This is a genomic window from Brevibacillus fluminis, assembly GCF_003710825.1.
Taxonomy (GTDB): domain Bacteria; phylum Bacillota; class Bacilli; order Brevibacillales; family Brevibacillaceae; genus Brevibacillus_D; species Brevibacillus_D fluminis.
Map to the genome: position 1 here is coordinate 62,540 of NZ_RHHQ01000013.1, position 23,069 is coordinate 85,608.

General features: G+C 52.3%; 20 protein-coding genes and 2 riboswitches. Of the genes, 6 read left to right on the forward strand and 14 right to left on the reverse strand.

Annotation, left to right across the window (positions count from 1 at the left end; translation table 11 throughout):
* Window positions 1–3: 3 nt before the first annotated feature.
* Both EDM56_RS17935 and EDM56_RS17940 read right to left on the reverse strand, forming a co-directional pair.
* The gene (locus tag EDM56_RS17935) at window positions 4–531 is read right to left on the reverse strand and encodes a nitrous oxide reductase accessory protein NosL (protein ID WP_122919294.1); all 528 of its coding nucleotides are present in this window, start codon (window positions 529–531) and stop codon (window positions 4–6) included.
* Window positions 528–1,823 carry a right-handed parallel beta-helix repeat-containing protein gene (locus EDM56_RS17940; protein ID WP_122919295.1) on the reverse strand — a complete coding sequence of 432 codons (1,296 nt, stop codon included), beginning with the start codon at window positions 1,821–1,823 and terminating at the stop codon, window positions 528–530. Before EDM56_RS17940 ends, EDM56_RS17935 begins: the two co-directional genes overlap by 4 nt.
* A gap of 228 nt (window positions 1,824–2,051) precedes the next feature.
* Here EDM56_RS17940 and EDM56_RS17945 point away from each other — a divergent pair, with 228 nt between their 5' ends.
* Both EDM56_RS17945 and coaA read left to right on the forward strand, forming a co-directional pair.
* Window positions 2,052–2,882 carry a stalk domain-containing protein gene (locus EDM56_RS17945; protein ID WP_122919296.1) on the forward strand — a complete coding sequence of 277 codons (831 nt, stop codon included), beginning with the start codon at window positions 2,052–2,054 and terminating at the stop codon, window positions 2,880–2,882.
* Window positions 2,883–3,122: 240 nt separating this feature from the next.
* Window positions 3,123–4,094 carry a type I pantothenate kinase gene (gene coaA, locus EDM56_RS17950; RefSeq protein WP_122919297.1) on the forward strand — a complete coding sequence of 324 codons (972 nt, stop codon included), beginning with the start codon at window positions 3,123–3,125 and terminating at the stop codon, window positions 4,092–4,094.
* 335 nt (window positions 4,095–4,429) lie between these two features.
* Here coaA and EDM56_RS17955 read toward each other — a convergent pair whose 3' ends face one another.
* From EDM56_RS17955 to EDM56_RS18000, 10 genes are all read right to left on the reverse strand, one after another.
* The gene (locus EDM56_RS17955) at window positions 4,430–5,620 is read right to left on the reverse strand and encodes an MFS transporter (RefSeq protein WP_122919298.1); all 1,191 of its coding nucleotides are present in this window, start codon (window positions 5,618–5,620) and stop codon (window positions 4,430–4,432) included.
* 100 nt (window positions 5,621–5,720) lie between these two features.
* Window positions 5,721–6,263, reverse strand: a complete 543-nt coding sequence (locus EDM56_RS17960; protein ID WP_122919299.1) for a helix-turn-helix domain-containing protein — start codon at window positions 6,261–6,263, stop codon at window positions 5,721–5,723.
* Window positions 6,264–6,389: 126 nt separating this feature from the next.
* Window positions 6,390–7,103, reverse strand: a complete 714-nt coding sequence (locus tag EDM56_RS17965) for an SDR family oxidoreductase (RefSeq protein WP_122919300.1) — start codon at window positions 7,101–7,103, stop codon at window positions 6,390–6,392.
* A gap of 30 nt (window positions 7,104–7,133) precedes the next feature.
* On the reverse strand, window positions 7,134–7,685 hold the full coding sequence (locus EDM56_RS17970; protein WP_122919301.1) for an NAD(P)H-dependent oxidoreductase: 552 nt from the start codon (window positions 7,683–7,685) through the stop codon (window positions 7,134–7,136).
* A gap of 306 nt (window positions 7,686–7,991) precedes the next feature.
* Window positions 7,992–10,064 (reverse strand): ABC transporter ATP-binding protein, encoded by a 2,073-nt coding sequence (locus EDM56_RS17975; RefSeq protein WP_122919302.1) that lies wholly within the window; start codon window positions 10,062–10,064, stop codon window positions 7,992–7,994.
* The gene (locus tag EDM56_RS17980; RefSeq protein ID WP_122919303.1) at window positions 10,061–11,815 is read right to left on the reverse strand and encodes an ABC transporter ATP-binding protein; all 1,755 of its coding nucleotides are present in this window, start codon (window positions 11,813–11,815) and stop codon (window positions 10,061–10,063) included. The genes EDM56_RS17975 and EDM56_RS17980 overlap by 4 nt, the downstream gene beginning before the upstream one ends.
* A gap of 184 nt (window positions 11,816–11,999) precedes the next feature.
* Window positions 12,000–12,566 (reverse strand): GNAT family N-acetyltransferase, encoded by a 567-nt coding sequence (locus tag EDM56_RS17985; protein ID WP_122919304.1) that lies wholly within the window; start codon window positions 12,564–12,566, stop codon window positions 12,000–12,002.
* 85 nt (window positions 12,567–12,651) lie between these two features.
* Complete coding sequence (mtnA, locus tag EDM56_RS17990; protein ID WP_122919305.1) at window positions 12,652–13,692, reverse strand: S-methyl-5-thioribose-1-phosphate isomerase; 1,041 nt, start codon at window positions 13,690–13,692, stop codon at window positions 12,652–12,654.
* A gap of 33 nt (window positions 13,693–13,725) precedes the next feature.
* The gene (gene mtnK, locus EDM56_RS17995; protein WP_122919306.1) at window positions 13,726–14,940 is read right to left on the reverse strand and encodes an S-methyl-5-thioribose kinase; all 1,215 of its coding nucleotides are present in this window, start codon (window positions 14,938–14,940) and stop codon (window positions 13,726–13,728) included.
* 30 nt (window positions 14,941–14,970) lie between these two features.
* Window positions 14,971–15,666 (reverse strand): DUF1722 domain-containing protein, encoded by a 696-nt coding sequence (locus tag EDM56_RS18000; RefSeq protein ID WP_122919307.1) that lies wholly within the window; start codon window positions 15,664–15,666, stop codon window positions 14,971–14,973.
* Window positions 15,667–15,677: 11 nt separating this feature from the next.
* Window positions 15,678–15,796, reverse strand: a riboswitch (SAM riboswitch).
* A 232-nt stretch (window positions 15,797–16,028) separates the two neighbouring features.
* Window positions 16,029–16,159, forward strand: a riboswitch (SAM riboswitch).
* Window positions 16,160–16,289: 130 nt separating this feature from the next.
* Here EDM56_RS18000 and EDM56_RS18005 point away from each other — a divergent pair.
* The 4 genes from EDM56_RS18005 to EDM56_RS18020 all read left to right on the forward strand — a co-directional run bounded on the left by EDM56_RS18005 (window position 16,290) and on the right by EDM56_RS18020 (window position 19,465).
* Window positions 16,290–17,501: a 2,3-diketo-5-methylthiopentyl-1-phosphate enolase gene (locus tag EDM56_RS18005; protein ID WP_122919308.1), complete on the forward strand. Its 1,212-nt coding sequence runs from the start codon at window positions 16,290–16,292 to the stop codon at window positions 17,499–17,501.
* Window positions 17,502–17,504: 3 nt separating this feature from the next.
* Window positions 17,505–18,170 (forward strand): 2-hydroxy-3-keto-5-methylthiopentenyl-1-phosphate phosphatase, encoded by a 666-nt coding sequence (locus EDM56_RS18010; RefSeq protein ID WP_122919309.1) that lies wholly within the window; start codon window positions 17,505–17,507, stop codon window positions 18,168–18,170.
* Between the two features lie 12 nt (window positions 18,171–18,182).
* The gene (locus tag EDM56_RS18015) at window positions 18,183–18,845 is read left to right on the forward strand and encodes a methylthioribulose 1-phosphate dehydratase (RefSeq protein ID WP_122919310.1); all 663 of its coding nucleotides are present in this window, start codon (window positions 18,183–18,185) and stop codon (window positions 18,843–18,845) included.
* Window positions 18,846–18,955: 110 nt separating this feature from the next.
* A complete protein-coding gene (locus EDM56_RS18020) occupies window positions 18,956–19,465 on the forward strand; it encodes a cupin domain-containing protein (RefSeq protein ID WP_122919311.1) in 510 nt (169 codons plus the stop codon).
* A gap of 614 nt (window positions 19,466–20,079) precedes the next feature.
* Here EDM56_RS18020 and EDM56_RS18025 read toward each other — a convergent pair.
* Both EDM56_RS18025 and EDM56_RS18030 read right to left on the reverse strand, forming a co-directional pair.
* The gene (locus tag EDM56_RS18025) at window positions 20,080–21,861 is read right to left on the reverse strand and encodes an acyl-CoA dehydrogenase family protein (RefSeq protein ID WP_122919312.1); all 1,782 of its coding nucleotides are present in this window, start codon (window positions 21,859–21,861) and stop codon (window positions 20,080–20,082) included.
* 22 nt (window positions 21,862–21,883) lie between these two features.
* Window positions 21,884–23,065 (reverse strand): acetyl-CoA C-acyltransferase, encoded by a 1,182-nt coding sequence (locus tag EDM56_RS18030; RefSeq protein ID WP_122919313.1) that lies wholly within the window; start codon window positions 23,063–23,065, stop codon window positions 21,884–21,886.
* Window positions 23,066–23,069 lie beyond the last annotated feature (4 nt).

The following is a 23,069-nucleotide window of genomic DNA, read 5'->3' on the forward strand; positions in this document are numbered from 1 at the left end:
TCCTTATTTTGCAGGCTGCTCTTGTTTTTTGTCTTGTTCTTGCAGCAGCTGTTTCTTCATATCCTGCACGGCGTCGTCATGTCGTTCCCATTGATGGGTCTTCAATTCTTCTGCTGTCAGGAGCTTGCCTTTCTGCTCCTGTTTGATCAGCGCTTCAGCTCCTGCCTTGTCTTTAAAGCTGAGAACACCATAGCCCATCGGCGTGCGAAATGACGGGTCGAACGCATAAACCGCTTTATCTTGGTCGAGCCATTCTGCCGATTGGTGATCGCGGACGAATTCGGCTTTTATTTTTTCATCGCTGTGCTCGTTGAGCCACTCCTGCATACAGCCGATGTCGTCGAACTTGTAGACACGCCCGCTATCCACGATCAGCTCCGTCGCAAAGGCGCTGTTCGGCACGCTCATGTTGCACACCTCGCATATATCTACGCCCTCATCAATCGGGACCGGCTGGACGCTTTCCGTGCCGCACCCCGCCAACGCGCCGATTATTCCGATTCCTACAAGCAACGCGATCGTTTTTCTCATGATTTTCTCCCCCGTACAAAAATTGTGATGCTTCCGACAAGCAGCATTCCTGCCAACATACCTATCGGCCAACCGGCTTCCACCCCACTGCCGCGCCCGGCCGATTGGGGACCGAGCGCTGGCGCCGCATCGACCAAAAGCATCGAGCTGTCCGCCTTCAGCAGCTGCCCCAGCAAATTCATGCCTGGCGACTGGAACATCAGCTGGTACCCGGGATGCGCTTTAATCACCGTCAAGAAAAACGGATCGATTTCATACGGCAAGCTGCTCGTTTTATGGTCGGCTCCTTCCACTCCCTGATGATCGTCCCAATAATTGTGCTGCAGCCGGTTGCCTTCGCTCTCGGTCGCCTGCGCATGAACGACGTTTCCGATGAAATCGTTTTGTACCACTGCATTGTCAGCTGACTGCCGCACCTGCATCCCGATGAAATTGGCGGCAAACCGATTGGAATGCAAGTCATTGTCTTTTGATCGTTCCAAATAGGCGCCGACTCGATTTCGCTCAAATCGGTTCCCCACAACGGTCCCGCCATTTGCGGCATACAAGAGCAGCCCCTGGGAAAATACATGCTTTTGCTGATCAACAAACGTGTTGTCTTCAATGCGGGTCGCCTGCGCTTCCATCACCATTGCACCAGTCGTGTTATGATGCAGCGTATTGCTGACAAGCACGCTTGCTTTCGCGTACATTGCATGCAGGCCGTACCGGCAGCCCGAAACCGTGTTGCCGATCAGCTCATTTCCGTCGCTTTTCTCCACGTATACCCCGTCCTGCAAATCTTGGATCGTACATTGGACGATCCGGTTGCGATGAGAGGCAAAGAGATCAATCCCGTTCCCATTATGAAGGGACTTGCCAGCTTGCTTCTGTCCGCTGATTTGGAGGGATTCCAGCTTGTTTTCCACTGCATCCACCAGACCGACGCCACCGCCTGCCGTGCGAATCGAGAGCGACCGCAGCAGATGATGCGTCCCTTTTACTGCAATCGCGACGGAACGATCAGTACCGTCCGGTTGTTCGACAGAAAATCCGTCCAAGGTTACGCCGGACCCTTCGATTGTGATGACCGGACCCTTACCTCCCCCGACGATCAGCGTGTTGGACGTCCCTTTGATTGTAAGTGGCTTCCCTACTAGAAGCGGTCCTTCATAGGCCCCATCCGGCAAAACAATCATGCTGCCCGCTTCCGCCCGATCGATCATCGATTGTAACGATTCCTTGGCCGCAGCAGCATTCATCGAGCAGCAGAACAAGATAAGAAGCACGGCCATAATTCGCCCTACACGCATAATTCATACTCCTCACTGTGTCTTACACGCGAGATTCGAGTGATACCACCCTATGGTCTTCGCAAAACAACCAAATTGGGAATAGCCCACCTGGGCCATTTTTCCAATCATTCACCTAACGTTCATATTTTCCCAGCTGAAAATAACCCGATCGGGCTATACCAAACCGGTCGCCTGATTCGGTACCGTTAATCGCAGAGGTTGAATTTGAAGGAGGTTACCGCACTCATGAATTGGAAAAAAATGATGCTGATGCTGCTCACGCTTGTCCTCTGCTCCGGCGCCCTTTCGCTGGTCAGCGCACACGAAGGGCACACGGCCGCCCCCCATGAACCGGACAAAGACACAAAATGCGCATACTGCATGATGAAGGTGTATCTAAAAGAAGAGGAAATGGGCAAATTCACCGCCCAAATGTTGACCGCTGATGGAAAAACGCTGTTTTTTGACGATGCAGGTTGCATGCTGAACTACAAGCGCACGCTTGCCGCAGAGCCGCAGATGATGTGGGTTCGCGATTACAACACGCTGGCATGGGTCGAGTACGGAAAAGCGAATGTCGTATCCGCCAACATCAAAACACCGATGCAGTACGGTTTCGCTTACTTCCAGACTGCTGCAGATGCCGATTCCTTCGTAAAAAATAACAATAAGCTGGAGGCAATGAAGACCGACTGGACTTTTGTCGACAAAGTGGCGCAAAAAAGAAGCGAGATGAAGATGAGCGGCGACATGAATCATGGACAAATGAACCATGGTCCTGCCGCTGCTCATGGCATCATAGTCATGATCAACGGCCAAAAACAAAGCTTCCAGCAAGCTCCGATGAACATGCATGGCAAAGTCACAGTCTCCGCGAAAGAGCTTGTACAAAAGCTGGGCGCTACCGCCACCTGGAATGCGAAAGGTGACAGCGTGACGGTGAAGCTAGGCAGCAAAAGCGCTACCCTTTCGCTTGAACAGCATGGTCAAATCGGGCTGCGCACGCTTTGCGAAGCCGTCGGTGCCCATGTGAGGTGGGATGGAAAAACCAAAACGATCATCATCAACTCGAAATAGCGAGCGGGTTGCAAAAAACGGTGGCACCACGCATTTTGACAAAGCGACATGCACGGTGAAAATCAAACAGGCTGTTGATCCGCTTTGTAGGATCGACAGCTTCTTTCGCATTGCAGCACTTTGGGTATTCTTTTGCGTTGAAAAAAACGTCTTTGTTTGAGAGAATACCATTACGACTTAACGCTTCGTTGGCGAGACGTACCGTGCATAATCCCTTTCTGGAAAGGAAGCAATCCGCCCATGTTCCAAAAACCTTATGATGTGGTTGATACCAACTATTCTCCATATATCACGTTTTCCCGCGAAGAATGGAGGGAGCTGCGCGCTTCGACTCCGCTCACGCTGGCCGAGGACGAGCTGAAAAAACTGCAAGGGCTCAATGAGCACGTCTCCATGCAGGAAGTATCTGACATCTATCTACCGCTTTCCCGTCTGCTCAACCTGTACGTGGAAGCGACGCAAGAGCTATACAACGCCACCAGTACTTTTCTTGGCAACCGCAGCAAAAAAGTGCCGTATATCATCGGCGTCGCCGGCAGTGTCGCTGTCGGAAAAAGTACGACATCGCGTATTTTGCAAGCGCTTTTAGCACGTTGGCCCAATACGCCAAAAGTCGATCTCATCACCACCGATGGCTTCCTGTATCCGAACCGGACGCTGGAGAAGCGCGGCATTATGAAGCGAAAAGGATTTCCCGAAAGTTACGACATCCGTCGCTTCATTCAATTCATGGCCGATGTGAAATCGGGGCTTCCTGAGGTGAAGGCGCCGATTTATTCGCATTTGGCCTACGATATTTTGCCGAATGAGCACCAAGTCATTCGCCAGCCGGATATCCTCATCGTCGAAGGCTTAAATGTGTTGCAAATCACGCGTGATACCAACAATTCGCGAGCGATCCCGCAAGTGTTCGTCTCCGATTTCTTTGACTTCTCGATTTATGTGGACGCTTCCGAGGAAGACGTCCAGCGCTGGTATGTCGAGCGGTTCAAAATGCTGCGCAATACGGCTTTCCAAAAACCGGATTCCTATTTCCGCCGCTATGCGACCCTCTCCGATACGGAGGCCGTTGAAACCGCTTTATCGATCTGGAAAGAGATCAACAGCATCAACCTGGTGGAAAACATTTTGCCGACGCGTAGTCGGGCGCAGTTGATTTTGGAGAAGCAGGCGGATCATACCACGAGCAGTGTGAAGTTGAGGAAGCTTTGAGTGAAAAAACGGAGAGGCTGGCTGAGGTGGTCGGTCGGGGATTTTTGCAAAAAACTGCTCTCCGCTCTTACAATGCCTACTGGGGGTTGGGGGGAACGGCTTGCGGGAAAAAATGGGAACCGCGCCCCAAAGCCACACGCTGCGCGGCGGGTGTATCTCGAGGATGACATGTGACGCGAAAGACGTTCCTTTTTTTCCCGCAAGCCTGGCTGGCATTGTAAAGGCTGCGTGCCGTTTTTTGCAAAAATCCCTTCGCTGCAGTCGTTCTCCGCTCTTTCTTTATGGGGATAAAAATGATGAAAAAAAAGGATGCCCTCTCTTCGAGGACATCCTTTTTATATGGATTGTGTTTGTGCTGCTTGTTCTTCTTTTTTCCTTGTGGCATGTGGCGCAGCCACGCGGAAGAAAATGCCTGCGATGGCGAAGGCTAGCAGGAGTAGGCCCATGACGGTGAACATCAGTCCTGGGGAGACACCGAGCAGCACGCCGTTCAGATTGGGGGCGATGATGCTGCCTGCGCTGAAATTGACACCGACGATGACTCCTACTGCCGGTACCATGTAGCTTGGCAAAATGTCGGCGGCATAGGCCATGCCGAGCGAATAGAATGAGCCGACGACTGCACCTGCGATGACCAAGAGCATCAGCATCATCCAAAGCGATCCTTGTGCGAGTGGGAACAAAATGAAGGCGATCCCGCCGATGACTGCGCAGCTCATCATGATTTTTTTGCGGCCGACCTTATCGCTCCACGCACCAAGCGGCATCTGCAAAATCAACGCGCCCAACACGAAGGAAGGCAGCAAAATCGATACGGTCTCCATGGACAGTCCGATGCGCAGGCCGAAGATCGGGAAGCTGCCGTTCAGCGACGATTCCATGTAGCCGTACAAAAACGACGGAATCAAAGCCAACCAGCCATAGCGGAATACGTAGGCAAAACGATTTTGACCTTCTTGCTGCTGCCCCATCGGCTCCGGAAAAACATTTTTCAACCGTGACAGCAAAAAGAAGGACGACGTGTACAAGATGCTGACCAAAACAAACGGTACCCACAGCCCCAATGGCAGCAGGTTGATACCCAATGGCCCGATGCTGAAACCGACTCCATAGGCCAATCCGTAAATCGAAAGCATGCGGCCGCGCTTTTCCGGTGGCGCGATGGCCGTTAACCACAGCTGCGTATTGTAGTGCAGGAGCGAGTCGCCCGATCCCATGAATAGCCGTAGGAAAAACCAGACGACAAGCCCGCTGGACAGCGGTATGAGTACTGTAGTGCTGATGAGCAAGATCAGTCCGAGAATAATGGCGCCGCGATAACCGAGGCGCTGCAGAAGCCGTTCCAAAAACGGCGACACCAGCATGACACCGATGTACATGGCCGCAGCATTGACACCGTTGGCGATTGAGGATACGCCTTGCTGTTCCAGCAAAATCGCCAGCAGCGGCAGCGTCAAGCCTTGGCTGACACCGGCAAATCCAACCAAAACAATAAATGTCGTTTGCATGAGACGCAAAGATGGCATAGCAAATTGCTCCTTTCCATCCCCTCATCATACACTCTATAGTAACAAGATAGTCAAGGTGGTTAATCATGCAAAATAATCGAGGCTGTCGACCGTAAATCTAAAAAATCACCGGAGTCAGCACGCTTAAAATTTTCGTCGTCTGGTTAAGTGGATTGGACCAAACGTGTGGAAGGTTGGACGGATAATGAATCGAATCTCCTGATTTAAGCAAATACTCCTTACCATCCACTTCAAAAATGACAGCGCCTTCGAGCACGTAGAAAAACTCTTCACCCGGATGATTGAAGACACTCCCCTGCACGGTATTAGGATCAAGGGTCACGATCATCGGCTCCAGCATACGGCCGGAAAAATCACCAGCCAGGCGGCGATACTCCGCCGTGTTGCCCTCGATCCGAAACGGCTTTTGCTCCTCCACTTTCACCACATACGTTTGATTGCTAGTATTCTCAAAAAAATCGGTGATCGGGACTTCCAAGGCATCGGCGATTTTTTTCAGCGATGTGATCGCAAGCGATGTCGCCCCACGCTCCACCTGTGAAAGAAAGCTAACGGATAGCCCCGTTTTTTCACTTAGATCCTTCAATGTATAATCGTGCTGCTTGCGCAAGTCGCGAATGCGTTTGTAAATTTCCTCCATTTCGGTACTCCTTCATTTTTACTTGTATACTGTAATAATTCCAGTATACATGTTTTCATGAAGGATTTCCCCTTCGAGCAGAAAAGCTGATCGTCCCCGAAAACAGGAACAATCAGCTTCAATCACTTACGCAAGAATATGCCCACCCTCGACATGCAGCACGGTGCCCGTCACAAACGTGTTTTGCAGCAGGTAGAACACTGCTTGCGCCACATCTTCCGCTTGACCCACTCGTTTCACGGGAAGTTTGCCAGCAACTGTCTCATAAAATTGATTCCGCGATGCTTCCGGCATCTTGCTGCGCGATGGCGTATCGATGATTCCGGGCGAAACGACATTGACGCGGATTGGCGCCAGCTCCAGTGCCAGCGTTTGCCCCAGATTCGAAACCGCAGCATTGACAGCGCCTAGCGCAGAGGAACCGACCATCGCTTTGTAGGCGACAACGCCTGAAAACAACGTGATGGAGCCATTCGCGGAAATGTTTGGCGCGCCGTATTTTGCCGCGTAATACTGACCCCAGAATTTGTTGTCGAACAGCTTCCGTACCTGAACTGTATCCGTTTGGAGAAAAGGTCCGCCTGACGTTTCAGCCGCCGTCACTACGAGATGATCGAATGCGCCCACCTTTTCAAAGAACGCTTGCACCTCAAGTTCCTGTGTCGTATCGAGCGTAAACCATGACGCCCGCGAACCGAGCTGCTCAACTGCTTTTCTCAATTTCTCTCCGGAACGGCTGGCAATCACCACTTCCGCACCTTTGGCGATGGCTTGTTCTGCCGTCTCCAAGCCAATTCCCGAGCTTCCCCCGATGATCACGACTTTTTGATTTTGTAGCATGTTTTTCTCTCCCTTTGCAGTTTATTTGGCTTACAGTTGCAGCGCCAATTTCAAATGGGCTTCGAGGTCGTTTACAAACGCATTGATTCTCGGATTTTTGATCACATCAAAGCATGCGTAGCTCTTCAGCGCCTTCATCCCGAGGAATTTGTGCACGCGATGCAGATGCGCCAATGCCTCTTCCAAATCAGCCCCTTCAAAGAACTGTGCCGGATCACCGAAGGAGCCTGCCGGAGCATTCCACGTCGTTGAAAGTAAATAGCGTTTTCCCGTCAGCAATCCACCTGTCCCATATTGTGCGGCGCCTTTGAAAAATAGGCCGTTAGCGTACACTTCATCCATATATGTCTTCAGTAAGCCGGGGACGCTGAACCAATAGATTGGCGTTTGATAAATGACGACATCCGCCCACAAAAATTTTTGCTGTTCTTCCTCAATGTCGTAACCATCCTGCACAATGGTTGTTTTAACGGCGTGCTTTTCGCCAAGCAATCCTACCATCGAGTCGGTTAACGTTTTGTTCAACTTCCCTTCGGACGATCCGTACTTTTGATGTCCGTTAATGATCAATATATTTGTCAACTGCATCTACCCCTTTGCTGTGTTGCTTACAAAAGTATTATAAATACATAAACTTTACTTTCGGAAGTAGTGATGTTTTATTCACATAGTTTCCGTTCGTATACTTTTAAGCCAATTCAGTAAAAAAGAATTAGAAAACCTGGCTACGCCAAGCTTTTTGGCGGGGCCGCGGTTGCACTTATACTGGATAAGAATTTTATAAATTCTTATCTGTACAAAAAAATCCCCTCTCTTCCACAGCGGATATGCCATCCGTTTTCAGAAAAGAAGGGATTTGGTTATTTAGAAACAGATACCCCACCAGGATTAGACGACCGCTTTGTTAGCCGTCTGCCCCTGCTGGAGCTGATACATTTTATTGTAGACGCCATTTCGCTCCATCAGCTCTTCATGTGTGCCGCGCTCGACGATTTCTCCGCGAGACAGCACCAGAATTTGGTCCGCGTGCTGGATCGTCGAGAGTCGATGCGCGATGATAAACGTCGTCCGTCCGCTGGAAAGCACGTGCAGTGCCTCTTGGATGACCGCTTCCGTCTCGCTGTCGATGCTAGCCGTGGCCTCATCCAATATCAGAATAGCCGGATCGGCGGCCAATGCGCGAGCAAAGGAGATAAGCTGACGCTGGCCGGCTGACAGTGTCGCGCCTTTTTCGACGACTTGCTCGTCATAACCTGCTGCAAGCTTTTCGATGAAGGCGTCGGCTTTTACTGCCTTGGCGACCTCGCGCAGCTTTTCGTCCCCGATGCCCTGATTGTACAGCCTGATATTGAATCCGACGCTTCCCGTGAACAAGAACGGGTCCTGCAGTACCAAGCCGATGTGCTCACGCAATGATTTCGGGTCCTGCTCTGCAATATTTTGCCCGTCGATTTCAATGCAACCTTTGTTGATTGGATAAAAGCCCAGCAAGAGATTCATCAGCGAGCTTTTTCCCGAGCCCGTATGCCCGACAAGTGCGATTGTTTGGCCCGGTTCAGCCGTGAACGAAACATTTTTCAGCACATAATCCTGATCGTTGTAGGCGAATGAGACGTTGTCAAAGACGACTTTTCCGCGCGGGCGCTCCATCCGCTCCCGCTTCTCCTCCGTCTCCGTCGGCGTATCCATGACATCAAACACGCGCTTGGCGGAAATAACAGCCTGCTGCAGCTGTGACAATCGATCCATCACCATATTGATCGGCTCGAAAAAGCGGCCCATATAATCAACAAACGCGTAGAGAACCCCGAATGAGATCACGTCTGTAAACGACTGTGAGCCGAAATACCAGATAATGATGACCAAGGAGAGCTTCCATAAAAAGTCGACCGCCGGACGCAGCATGAACGATTCAAGCCGCATCTCCTTCAATTTTGTTCGGTAATACGTTTCGTTGACCTCGGCGAATTCCTTCGCCACATCCTTTTCGCGGCGGAACGCCTGAACGACGCCCATGTTTTGAATCATTTCATTGATCGTCGCATTCATGTCAGCCAGGCGTGCGCGAATCACCGTGTAGTAACGCGTGCTGATGCGTCGATACGTCAGCACCAGTACAGCTACAACCGGCAACAGCAATGTGCAGAACAACGCCAGCATCGGCTGCATGATATAGAGTGCCACCAAAATTCCCAGCAAAAATACGGTATTTTGCACAAAGGTGGCGAGCACGCTCACATACAGCTCGCGTATCGCTTCCGTATCGTTGGTGACACGGGAAACGAGCGACCCCGTCGGTGTTTTATCGAAATAAGAGACCGGCAGCTTCTGCAGATGCGAAAAAATATCGATCCTAAGACGCTGGATAATGCGCTGTGCCGTTGTTTGCAGTGACAGCAGCTGAATGTAGTTCAACCCTGCTGAAAACAGGATCAGCAAGCCATAGCCGACCGTCAAGTAAATCAGCGGTCCGATATCGTGACCATACAATGCCTTGACATCATCTGCGTTCAGGCGAACTGCCGCCATCTTCGTCGCAGCCCCGCCCGGCTTGGTAAAGATTACGCGGTACGCGCCGCTTCCTGCCAGCGGGAGAATCTTCGGCGCTCCCCCATCAGGCTGTGGTCCGTCGAGCAAATAATAGGCCGTTTTCTCCGTAATGATCTGCACCGGCTTCCCGCCCAACTTGATGGCTTTTTGCGGGTCGACCCAATCTTCGCGAACCAAAATATGATTTTGCACCTTCACGCTTTGCAGCGCTTCTCCCGCGGGGAGTTGCTCGAACTGGTACCAATTTTTCTGGATGCTCAAGATGTGGCTATCGATCGCGATTTTTGCGATAAAAGGGCCTACCAAATCGGCGCTCGTCCCCAGCAGCAGCAGTACCAGCGCAATCATGATCCGCTTGCGGAACGGAACGGCATAGCTCACGAGCCTGCGCCATACGCTTTGACCTGTCATGCGCTCTCCTCTCCTTCCACCTGCTCCTCCATTTGCTGGCGGCGATATTGCTCAGCATACCAGCCGTCTTGGGCCATCAGCTGTTCATGCGTGCCTCTCTCCACGATCCGCCCTTCATCCAGCACGATAATTTCTTGTGCATGCTGTACGGCAGACAGCCGATGCGCGGTGATGATTGTCGTTTTTCCGGCTCGCTCAGCGCGCAGATGATCGAGAATTTTTTCTTCCGTACGCGCATCCACCGCAGAGAGCGAATCGTCCAAAATCAATACTTCCGCATCCGGCAAAAGCGCACGGGCGATCGAAATCCGTTGCTTTTGTCCGCCAGAGAGCATCACGCCCTTCTCGCCCACCATCGTTTGCAGGCCGGACGGAAACCGCTCGATGTCTCGCAGCATCTCAGCCTGACTCAACGCATGTTTGATTTCATCCTCTGTCGCCTCCGGTTTGCCGAAAGCCACGTTTTCTTTGATCGTCCGCGAAAAAAGCAGGTGCTCCTGCGGAACATAGGCAATCTTTTGGCGGAGCGCCTCAAATGAAATCTCTTCAACCGGCATCCCGCTCATAAAAACGGCGTTTTCCTTAAGCGGGAATTGGTGTAGGAGAACGCGACACAGCGTGGATTTCCCGCTGCCTGTGCGCCCTACGATGCCGAGCGTGTCTCCCTTTGCCAACCGGAAGCTGATGTCGGTCAATGCCGCTTTTTCCATGTCGGGATAGGCAAAAGTCAGTCCGTCGAGGCGGATTTCCCCCGGTGGCACGTGTGCGACGGCATCTTTTGCTTCCGCTACGTCTGGCTGCTGCGCAAACAGCTCCTCCAGACGACTGAGCGAAGCGCTCCCCCGCTGCAAAATGTTCATCAGCCAGCCAAACGCAAACATCGGCCAAATCAAAAGCCCCAAATATAAATTGAATGCAACCAAATCGCCCAATGAAATTTGGCTGTAGATGACCAGGAGCGAGCCGAAACCAAGTCCGATGAGGAAGCTGAAGCCGATGATGATGTTGATGGTCGGCTCAAACAGCGCATCGATCCGCGCCACATTGATGTTTTTCTTCAAGGTGTCCTCGCTCACACGCTGAAACGCTTCTACGTCAGCCTGCTCCTGCACAAAGGAGCGCAGTACACGGACGCCGGACACCGATTCCTGCACATGGTCGTTCATTTTGCCGAAAGCTTCTTGCGACAAGTAAAAGCGCTCGTGCAAGAGCCTGCCATAATAAGCGGTCGACCAAGCCAAAAATGGCATCGGCAAAAGCGACGCGAGCGTCAGCTTCCAATCAATCGTGAAAATCATGACGCCGAGCGTCAGCAGTGTCATCATCAGCGAATCGACCAGCGTCAAAACGCCCATCCCAGCAGTCACCTCGATCGCCGGGATGTCATTCGTGGCGATCGCCATCAGATCACCGGTCCGTCTGCGGTGAAAAAACGACGGTGTCATCCGCGTCAAGTGGCCAAACAGCCGATCACGCAGCGTCCTTTCCAAAAGCAGCGACCCGCCGTACAAAAAGTGGCGCCAGCCGATGCGCATCAAATACAGCATGAGCCCGATCCCGATCAACAGCAAGATCACCTGTGTCAATGAGCTCGAGGTTAGCGTTTCATTGCGGATCGAGTCAACCACCTCGCCGATCAAGCGCGGTGGCCACAGCATCAATACATCTACCCCTAAAATTAAAAGAACGCCGATCACATACCGTTTGGCATGACGGCGAAAAAACCAGGCCAACCGCTGCAACGTTTGCAAATTACCCTCTCCTTGCCACTTAACGTCTCATTCGTTTATCCGAACCATTCCGACTCGGCAACCACATCACTCCATCCCAATCGGTTGCCGAATAGAAAAGGGTTGCGTTTCTATCCGCAGCCCTTTTTGAGTACGTACGTTCGGTTCGCTGACTTTTCTATCGTAAGTTAACGAAATTTTCCTGTCAATCCAAATTTTTCGCATAATTTTGCTGCCATTCCTCCGCCACCAAGCTATATACGACATGGTCGACGTAACGTCCGTTCAAGTATTCGTTTTGACGCAAGATACCATCCTGATGGAAGCCCAGCCGCTCAGGAATCGCCCTGCTCCTCGTATTTTCCGTTGCCGCATGAATCTCCAGCTTGTTGAGCTGCCAGACACCGAAAATGTATTCTCTCATATAAGCAATGACGGCGGACGTCATCAATCCTTTGCCTTGAAAAGATTCGGCAAGCCAATAGCCCATCGTCGTCTTGCCATTATGCCAATCGATGCGATGGACGCCCAACGTGCCAGCCAGCCTTCCTTTATACCATATACCAAAATGAATCCCTTGATTCCGCGCTTTTTGTTCCAACATAAGCGTGATGAACTCGACCGTGTCCTCGACAGCTTTGGTGTCATTCACCCATGGCAACCACTCGCGCAGGTGTATGCGATTGCTGTCGATCGCCGTAAACATCTCGACCGCATCCTCCACCAACAATGGCTTGAGACAAGCATGCTCAAACAAAGGTATTTCTCTCACTGTGTGCACACCCTCTTTATTTCGGATGGAAAAAACCGCCTTTTTCCGTTATGGATGAAGGCGGTTCGTGTTTGACTTGCTACTCTTATTTTTTGCTGTTGCCGATCTCTTCCGGCTTGTAAATACCATTCTCCGTTACAATCGCCGTGATATAGCTTGCAGGAGTGATATCGAATGCAGGGTTGTAAACCTTGATCCCGGTTGGTGCAACTTGTTTGCCCAAGCCGTGGGTGATCTCTTCAGCCGGACGCTCCTCGATCGGAATCTCTGCGCCAGTCGGCGTATTCAAGTCGATCGAAGACAGCGGCGCCGCGACATAAAACGGGATGTTATGTGCTTTTGCCAAAACCGCTACGCTATAGGTACCGATTTTGTTCGCGACATCGCCGTTGGCAGCCACGCGGTCTGTTCCCACGATCACGGCCTGCACTTTCCCTTGCGACATGACCATGCCAGCCATGTTGTCGCAGATCAGCGTTACATCCACGCCAGCCTTTTGCAGCTCAAGCGCGGTCAGGCGCGCCCCTTGCAACACCGGACGGGTTTCATCCGCATACACTTTCAAATTCCAGCCGCGCTGCTTTGCCAAGTAAAACGGTGCCGTTGCGGTTCCGTACGCTGCCGTAGCCAATGCGCCCGGATTGCAGTGGGTCAAAACGCCGATGCCGTCCTCGAGTAGCGTCAACAGGTTTTCCCCGATCTGCTTGCACACCGCTTCGTCTTCACGCTGGATTTCCAACGCTTCTTCCAGAACTGCCGCTTTTACTTCCTCCGGCGCTTTTCCCGCTTCGCGCGCTACACGTTCTTTGATCCGATCGAGCGCCCAGAAAAGATTGACCGCTGTCGGACGGGACGTCGCCAAATAATCGGCATGCTCGGTCGCTTCCGCCTGGATTGCTTCATAGCTTGCCGCTTCGCTGCCGCGAATGCCCAGGTACACGCCGTATGCCGCTGCCATGCCGATTGCAGGCGCGCCGCGAACTTGCAGATGGCGAATTGCATCCCATACTTCCTTGATTTTGGTCAGTTCCAGATAGATCGTCTCCACTGGCAACCGTGTCTGGTCGAGCAGATATAAACGATCGTCAGCCCACTTCAGCGGGACCAACTGTTCCGATAACGTCATGTTTACAGCCTCCTGATTGATTCTTGTTGTCGGTTAGCTATGCACCAAGCCCACCGTCTTGTTTACGATCGCCGTGATGTCTGTCGCTTCTGCCACTTGGGTGCGCTCCAAAATCAGCGCTTGCCCAATCGCCAACGCCAGTCGTTCTGCTTCCGCACGCACCTCATCCGATTCGATTGTGTTCAGATCGGCGACGCCAGCCAGCCCGATCACGCGGCGGAGCATTTTGCAGCCCGCATAGCCGACTGCATCCTGCAGTACATTTTTGACATAGTCTTGCCAAAAGCCTTCCACGTGCGCGCTTCGTTCCTTCGCCTGCTTGTGCCACAATTGAACGAATTGCGAAACGAATTCGCTCCAAACGTCCTCAACGGTTTCGAGCAAATAAGCACGATAGCTTTCGCGTTCCTCATCATTCTTGGCCAAACCGTGCTGCGCTGCGTAATTGAGTAGCAAGTTGGCAAACACGGCACCGATGTCAAAGCCGAGCGGACCGTAGTAAGCAAACTCCGGATCGATGACCTTTGTGCTAGTTTCCGTTACAAAAATACTACCTGTATGCAGGTCGCCATGCAACAGCGCTTCTGCGCGTGTGAGGAAACCGTATTTCAATTTAGCGATTTCGCGCTTCAGCGGCGCATTGTGCCAAATGTCTTCGACCTCTGGACGGATCAGCGGATTGAAGTTGTTTGTCGACGCATCCTCGTATGGATCGGTGAATACCAAATCCTCTGTAATTTTGCACAGCTCCGGATTGATGAACGAACCGACGAGCGCTTTCTTCTCATACGGATGTGCACCGATATCGGATGTGTAAAAGAGCGTGTGGGCCAGGAATCGGCCGATGTGCTTAGCAAAGAGCGGATAGCGATTTTTGGCGATCAAGCCTTTGCGCATGATGATATGGTCGCTCAAATCTTCCATAACAGTCAGCGCAAGCTCCGCATCATAATGATACACGTGCGGGACAAGTTCCGGTACAAGTTTATACTGAATTTGCAGGGCTTCCGCCTCGATACGGGCCCGATCCAGTGTAAGCGGCCACGATTCCCCGACGACGCGGGCGTACGGCAAGGCCTGTTTGACGATTACGCTTTTGCCGCCTTCCTCATCACGAATGTGAAAAACCAGATTCAAATTGCCGTCCCCGATTTCATGGCTGGCGAGCGTTGCGCCAGTAGCAAAAAGATTCGGGAGATTGCGAACATATTCAACTGCCTCTTGTTCGGTTAATGCACGGTATGCCATTTGTAATGTCCTCCTCGCAGTCACTTGAAATTATCGTTTATCTTGATCGACCGTCACCAACGGCTCGGTTTCATTTACAACTTCTTGATATAACGTCAGCACCTGGACCAGATTGCCCAGTTGCGCGGCAAGGCGGAAGTGCGCCAGACGATCGACGCGATGGCTGCCCAGCTCGGCCCCCACCTCCTGCGGTGAAAGGACTTCCCAACCGGATTCCTTTTGGTGAATGAACCAGCTTTCGCCTTTACATCGCACCCACACATTCGCCAAAGGAACATCCGGTGCAAACAGCCGCGATTGCTGTAAATATTCATCCCCATGCTCCATCGCGAACAAGAACAATCGCTCATTGGCCAGCTTCAAATCCGTCTCCACCAATCGGAGCCATTCTTCTCGCTCTTCATCGGTCAGCTTGCTGCTCAGATGGCCAAAGGCATGCAACAGCGCATTGCGGGTATTGCCCTCGTCTTCAGGTAATGCGCGTACCTGCGTCAAAAACGCCGATAGCTCCTCCGTAAAAACCGACCAACATCGATTCCCTGATGTTTTCTCACGCTCGGTCTGCGCTTTGAACGCATTCGAAATGTCCTGGTAACAGCGGTACGATTTCGCCATCACCAAATACTTATGCTCCGCCCATACTTGCTCACACCATGCGCGGGATAAAGATTGCAAAAAAGACCTCTTTTCCGAGGAAAAGAGGTCGCTTGTCGAAGTGGTAACCATGATTATGCTCCCCCTTATCTTCCAGAATGAACGTATTTCTGCAGGAATTAGCACCGTGCATGCGGATCGCTCCGTCATGTCGGTTGCTGGGTTTCATCGGGCCAGTCCCTCCACCACCTCTGGATAAGGTATCCATTGTTATTCAGTTGGGTTGTACGCTTGCATATACGTCGAATCATACTCTGTGCATAAATTGGTGTCAATCCCTAAATTGTATATTGACTCCCTCGCTTACACATCATATGATGTGAGAATCAGTATGCTTTTTTTCGAAAAAGCGTTTTTTCTGGACACTAATTCGACCGCTTTCGGTTGGCATAAAACACGTTTGAAAGTGGTTGTTTTATGCGATATATTGTACACTCTTATCGTGAGCTGGCTGAGGGACTGGCCCTTTGACGCCCGGCAACCATGTGCATGCCTTTTCAAACAGGCTGCGCAACGGTGCTAATTCCTGCAGAGACATGTGTATTTCGTCCCTGAGTGATGAGAGGAGTAGACGGAACAAAAGTCGCCTCCCCTCTGTCATCGGGAGGTTTTTTTTCTGCCAAAAACGCTTATTCCCGCTCACCCAAGCAAATGATACTCGAGTTGACTTTCCGTTTTGAAGGAGGATTGCCTGGATGAATCAAGATCGCATCCTTGTCACATATTTGACCCAAGCGAAAGACCTGCGCAAAAAAGCTGAAGGGATCGCCGTAGGAATGACGGTCGGTTCCTGGACAGATGTTCCGGCTGCCAAGCAAGAGGAGCTTCGCCCGTATTTGGGCGAGGCGGTCGATGTGACTCCACTTTCCATGCTGGAGTCGGGCGAAACTCGCGGTTTCGTGACCATCAGCTATCCGACGCGCAATTTTACGCCCGATATTCCGTCTTTACTGACCGGAATATTTGGGAAATTGTCGATGGATGGCAAAATCAAACTGGTCGATATTCAGTTCCCCGACAGCTTCTCTTCTCTCTTTCCGGGTCCGAAATACGGGATTGAAGGTATCCGTGAAGCGACGCGCGGCTATGACCGACCGCTCTTGATGAGCATTTTCAAATCGTGCCTCGGCATGCCATTTGATGACTTGAAAACACAATTCCGCGCTCAAGCGCTGGGTGGACTCGATCTGGTGAAGGATGACGAAATCTTTTTCGCCGATGATAAAGCGCCTTTCCTGACGCGCATTCAGGCTTTTGGCGAGATCGCCCGTGACGTGGAGCAGTCCACCGGCAAAAGAGTGCTGTATGCGGCGAACTTGACCGGCCCTGTTCACCAGCTGATCGACCGCGCCAAGCAAGCCGTTGAAGCAGGCGCCGATTGCCTGCTGTTCAATGTTCTGGCGTTTGGCTTCGATGTCCTGCACCGTTTGGCAGCCGATCCTGATGTGACCGTGCCGATTATGGCGCATCCCGCGCTTGCTGGCGCTTTTTACCCGTCTCCCGACTACGGCATCGCGACGCCGTTGCTTTTGGGTAAACTGATGCGATTGGCTGGCGCTGACCTCGTCTTGTTCCCGTCGCCATATGGCAATGTCGCGTTAGACAAAACAGAAGCGCTGCAGCTCTCGCAAAATCTGCTCGATCCATCAGTAACGCTAAAGCGGCCGTTCCCCGTGCCTTCCGCAGGCATTCATCCGGGACTGGTACCGCAGCTTTTTGCAGATTTCGGCGTCGATCAGGTGGTGAATGCCGGGGGCGGAATCCACGGTCACCCGGGCGGTGCGACAGCAGGCGCGAAAGCATTTGTCGACGCGATCGCCGCGTCGGTCCAAGGCCGCACGCTGGCGGAAGCCGCACAAGATTCCGAGGAGCTTTCCCTCGCATTGGCCAAATGGGGAGGGAAATAATCCATGAGCAAAAAACTCGTTCTGTTTTGTGACTTTGACGGCACCATCACCGAAAAAGATAATATCGTGGCGATCATGCGCCGCTTTGCTCCGCCGGAATGGGAGGAGCTGACACAGCGCATCCTGGGTCAGGAGATCAGCGTTCGCGCGGGGGTAGGCAAACTATTTACGCTGCTTCCTTCCTCGCTCCGCCAGGAAATCGTCGACTATATCGTAGCGGAAGCCAAGATCCGCCCCGGCTTTGCCGAGTTCGTCCGTTTTTGCGAGGACGCTGGCATCGAGCTATTAATCACCAGCGGCGGCATCGACTTTTTCGTTCATCCGATCTTGGCGCCTTTCCAGCTGAAAAACCCGATCTACTGCAATGGCAGCGATTTTTCCGGTGAAACCATCACGATCACGTGGCCGCACGCTTGCGACGAACACTGCTCGAATGAATGCGGCATGTGCAAAACGACGATCATCCGCCGCTATTCGGCCGATGACTATTACCGCGTCGTGATTGGCGACTCCATCACCGATTTGGCTGGAGCTAAAATCGCTGATTTCGTCATTGCCCGCTCGTTCCTGGAGAAAAAATGCGAAGAGCTGGGACTGCCTTACCGTCCATTCACCACGTTCCACGACGTGATTCAAATACTACAAGACATCACTCAATTAAAGAAATAGAGGTGTGAACACATGTCCATCACTTTGGAAAGCAAAATCGATGCATTCAGACGCCTTGATGAAGCCAAGCTGACTTTCGCCAAGCGCGACTGGTTCCCTGGAACGAGCGGCAACTTGTCCATCAAGCTGTCCGATTCGCCCCTGACCTTCGCGGTTACCGCCAGCGGCAAAGACAAAACCAAGCTTTCTCCTGAAGACTACCTTCTGGTCGACGGCGATGCCAAGCCGGTTGAAGCAACTACGCTCAAGCCGTCCGCCGAGACACTGATCCATGCGGTCGTCTACAAAAACATCCCCAATGCTGGAGCTTGCTTCCACGTTCATACCTTGGGTAACAACCTTGTCTCCGAGCTGTATTTTGGTCAACGCGCCTTCAGCATCCAAGGCCAAGAGTTGATCAAAGGACTCGGCATCTGGGAAGAAAACGCGCAAATCACGGTTCCGATCGTAGAAAACTTCGCTGACATTCCAAAGCTTGCCCAAGCAATTGAAAAAGTGATTACACCTGAAATCCCTGGTGTTCTGATCCGCAATCACGGGATTTACACGTGGGGCGGCAACGATTTCGAGGCGAAACGCCATCTGGAAGCCTTTGAATTCCTGTTTGAGTACCACCTGCGCTGGCTGCAGCTCAGCCAGGCCGTACAAAAGCAGACGGTCCCGGCTACATTTTAGTAAGACTTGGTTCCGCCACACCAAGGCGGAGCCACAGCCACAGTCACGCTTAACCCGGATAAGAATTTTTCAAACATTCTTATCTGTAAAATAAAAGGAGGTCTTCAACCATGGCAAAAGTACGTTTTCATGACAACAACGAGTATTTGACAGGTCAAGCAGTCGTCGATTTCCTCGCGACACAGGAAGTCATTTATGAACACTGGGGCGTTGACCGTTTGGACAACAACCTGCGCGACAACTACAGCCCAACTGAGGTAGAAAAACAACAAATCCTCGACGCCTTCAAAGCTGAGATCGCCGACATCAGCGCACGCCGCGATTACAAAACAGCTGACATCATCGTGCTTTCCGACAAAACCCCGAACCTGGACGCGTTGTTGGAAAAATTCAAAGGCGAACATCACCATACGGACGATGAGTGCCGCTTCTGCGTAGACGGGCACGGTATTTTTGCCATCAAAGGCAAGGACGATCGTTATTTCGATGTTGAAATGGAACCGGGCGACCTGATCTCCGTACCGTCCTACTATCGTCACTACTTCAAATTGATGGATGACCGCAAAATCAAAGCGATCCGCCTGTTCGTGACTCCTGCAGGCTGGGAAGCTATCTACTAATCCCTTTTCCCCAACAATAAAAAGGCTGTGACCTGCAAAGGTTGACAGCCTTTTTGTTATGTGCACGTTACTCCGCTTTTTACCCAGGCAATTCGTCCAGTCACAAATGCCCCTCCGCTCATATCCTTACAGTATACGTAGCAAGGAGGGATTCGATTTGTCCAGAAAGCGGAGAAAATGCTATGATCAATGCTCCTCATATTGCAGGCCACATCGCGAATCGAACATACATGCATCATCGAAAAAAATCCAGCAGGTACGTCATGGCGGGCATGGCGGACACGGTGATTTCCACGGCGGTTCTCATGGAGGATTCGAAAGCGGACGGGGCTTTCGCGATGGGTTTCGAGACGGATTCCGCCGAGGATTCCGGGAATCACCGTTCTTTGAGCGCCACAGCCCCTTTTTCTTTGGCGGCTTCTATCCATACTATCCGTACGACTACCCGGATTATTACGAAAGCCCCTATTATTCATCCCCCTATTACTGAGCCATGGGCAGAAAGCTGGCTACGTGCGCCTATTACGCATGAGCAAAAAAGAGACGTTCCGCTATCGACGGACGTCTCTTTTTACCTTCAGAACGTCGTGACCAATACCACAACTTCCGCTCCTTTACAGCACATACCCATCCGCTTCGATCACGCGAGCAGCGATTTGGCGTTTCAGCTGAATGGTATTGACGGGATTTCTCCTTGTCAGCTTCTTCAAAATACCGAGGCGCATGCGCAGGTTGTCGCCCTCTTCCATTGCAGCCAACGCCTCCTTCGCCATCGCTTCGACCTTATCGAACGAATCGCTGACAAACGCGACGGTCAAATCCAGCTTCGCCTGTGCAGCCGTCACACCATTTTGGGCAATTGCCTTTTCTGTCCGCTTCACGACGCTGTCCATCGCGTACAGCTCTGACAGCATGTCGGCAGACAACGCTAAAAGCTCCTGTTCATTGGAAAGCGCCTGCTGATATTTCATCATGGCAGAGCCCGCGACCATCAGGATGATTTTTTTGGTCATGTCGATCAGATGCTTTTCCAAAGCCAATGGCGCATCTTCGATTTCGGACGGATAGTAGCTCATCAGCTCCTCCTGCAGCCCCATCGCGGCCTTCATCAATGGTAATTCGCCCTTCATCGCCTTTTTCACCAGCATGTCGGGGATCAGCAAGCGGTTGATCTCATTGGTTCCCTCAAAAATTCGATTGATCCGCGAATCGCGGTACAGCCCCTCGATTTCGTACTCGGACATGAAGCCGTAGCCGCCGTGAATTTGCACACCTTCGTCGACGCAATAATCAAGCACTTCAGAGCAAAATACTTTGTTAATCGAGCATTCGATCGCATAATCCGCGATCGCTTTCAGCGTCTCTTTCCCGTCCTCCACTTTTTCCCCCAAGGCCGAAAGCGCCGTCTCGAACATGCCCACGGTCCGGTAAACCGAGCTTTCCGCTGCATAAACCTTGATCGCCATATTCGCCAGCTTGTTTTGAATCAACGAGAAGTTGGAGATCGGCGTTTTGAACTGCTTGCGCCCCTTTGCATAGGTGGTCGCCAGCTCAAGCGCGCGTTTGGCGGAACCGACCGCGCCCACCGCCAGCTTGTAACGGCCGATATTTAAAATGTTGAACGCGATATGATGACCCTTGCCCGGTTCACCCAGCAAGTTCTCCACCGGAACCGGTACGTCCTGCAAAATCACCGTGCGCGTAGACGATCCTTTGATCCCCATCTTTTTCTCTTCTGCACCGAAGGAAACGCCTGGGAAGTCGCGCTCCACGATGAAAGCGGTGAAGTGCTCCCCGTCGATTTTGGCGTACACCACGAACACATCCGCAAATCCGGCATTGGTGATCCATTGCTTCTCGCCGTTCAGCACGTAGTGCCTGCCGTCAGCGGACAGCTTTGCCGTTGTTTTTGCGCCCAATGCGTCCGAGCCGGAGCCTGGTTCCGTCAAGCAATAAGCTGCCAGACGGCGTCCTGTCGCCAGATCGGGCAGATAGCGGCTTCGCTGGTCCTCATTGCCGAAATAAACGATCGGCAGAGACCCGATCCCCACGTGAGCGCCAAAGCTGATCGCAAAGCCACGGCCGCGCGCGAATTTTTCCGTAATCAATGCCGAGCTGAGCTTGTCGAGGTTCAGCCCATCGTATTTTTCCGGAACATCGACGCCCAGTAGGCCGAGCTCCCCCGCTTCTTTCAGGAGACGAACCGTGATGTCAAACTGATGGTGTTCGATCTGTTCCAAATGGGGCACCACTTCATTCACGATGAAATCTTCCGTCGTCTTGGCAAACATTCTGTGCTCTTCCGTAAACTCCTCAGGGGTAAATACATCGTCATACGTGCCGGAATCAAGCAAAAAGCTACCGCCGCGAATTACGTTTTTGGTTGTCTCTGCCATCGTTCTTCTCTCCCTTTCTAGCTTAATCGATCATTTCAAAAACGCCTGCCGCTCCCATGCCGCCGCCAACGCACATCGTCACCAGACCGTATTTGCCGCCGCGTCGTTTCAGCTCGCCTAGCATCGTCACGGTCAATTTGGCACCCGAGCAGCCGAGCGGATGACCAAGCGCGATCGCGCCGCCGTTGACGTTGACGATGTCCTGATTGAGCCCCAGCTCGCGGATGACAGCGACGGCCTGGGAAGCGAACGCTTCGTTCAGCTCAATCAAATCGATATCATCCTGCGTCAGACCGGCGATCTTGAGCGCTTTCGGAATTGCCACCACAGGGCCGATCCCCATCACATCGGGGTCGACGCCGCCTGTTGCAAAGGAGCGGAATTTGGCAATCGGCTTGATTCCGAGCTCCGCCGCCCTGCTGGCCTCCATCACGATCACCCCAGCCCCGCCATCGCTCGTTTGCGAGGAGTTGCCTGCGGTCACCGAGCCTTTCACATGGAAAGCCGGCTTCAGCTTGGCGAGTCCTTCCATCGATGTATCGGGCCGCACACCCTCATCTGTATCAAACAGGTATTCCTTCACCTGCACATTTCCTTGTTCATCCACCTGCACGTTTTTGACCGGAAACGGCACGATTTCGTCTTTAAATTTACCTGATGCAATCGCTGCCGCCGCCTTACGATGGCTTTCGACCGCAAAAGCGTCCTGGTCCTCCCGAGTTACCCCGTAACGATTCGCCACCGCTTCCGCCGTATGGCCCATGCTATTGTACAAATCCGGCATCGTCTCCATTAGCGTCGGATTAAATGCGAGCTTATGTCCTGCCATCGGCAGCAAGCTCATGCTTTCCACGCCGCCGGCGATGACCACGTCGGAGGAGCCGGCCAAAATCTGATGCGCCGCGTACGCGATCGACTGCAGGCCAGACGAGCAGAAACGATTGATCGTAATGCCTGCCACGCTAGTCGGCAGCCCGGAGCGCATCGCAATCAGCCTGGCAAAATTCATCCCTTGCTCCGCTTCCGGCACCGCGTTGCCGATGATCACATCTTCCACCTGTGAAGGGTCCAGCTGTGGAGTGCGACGGAGCAATTCCTGAATGACAGCTGCCCCGTAATCGACCGGATGCGAATCTTTCAAGCTCCCCCGCTTCGCTTTGCCGACAGCGGTGCGCGCGCCGGCTACAATGACTGCCTCTCTCATATCC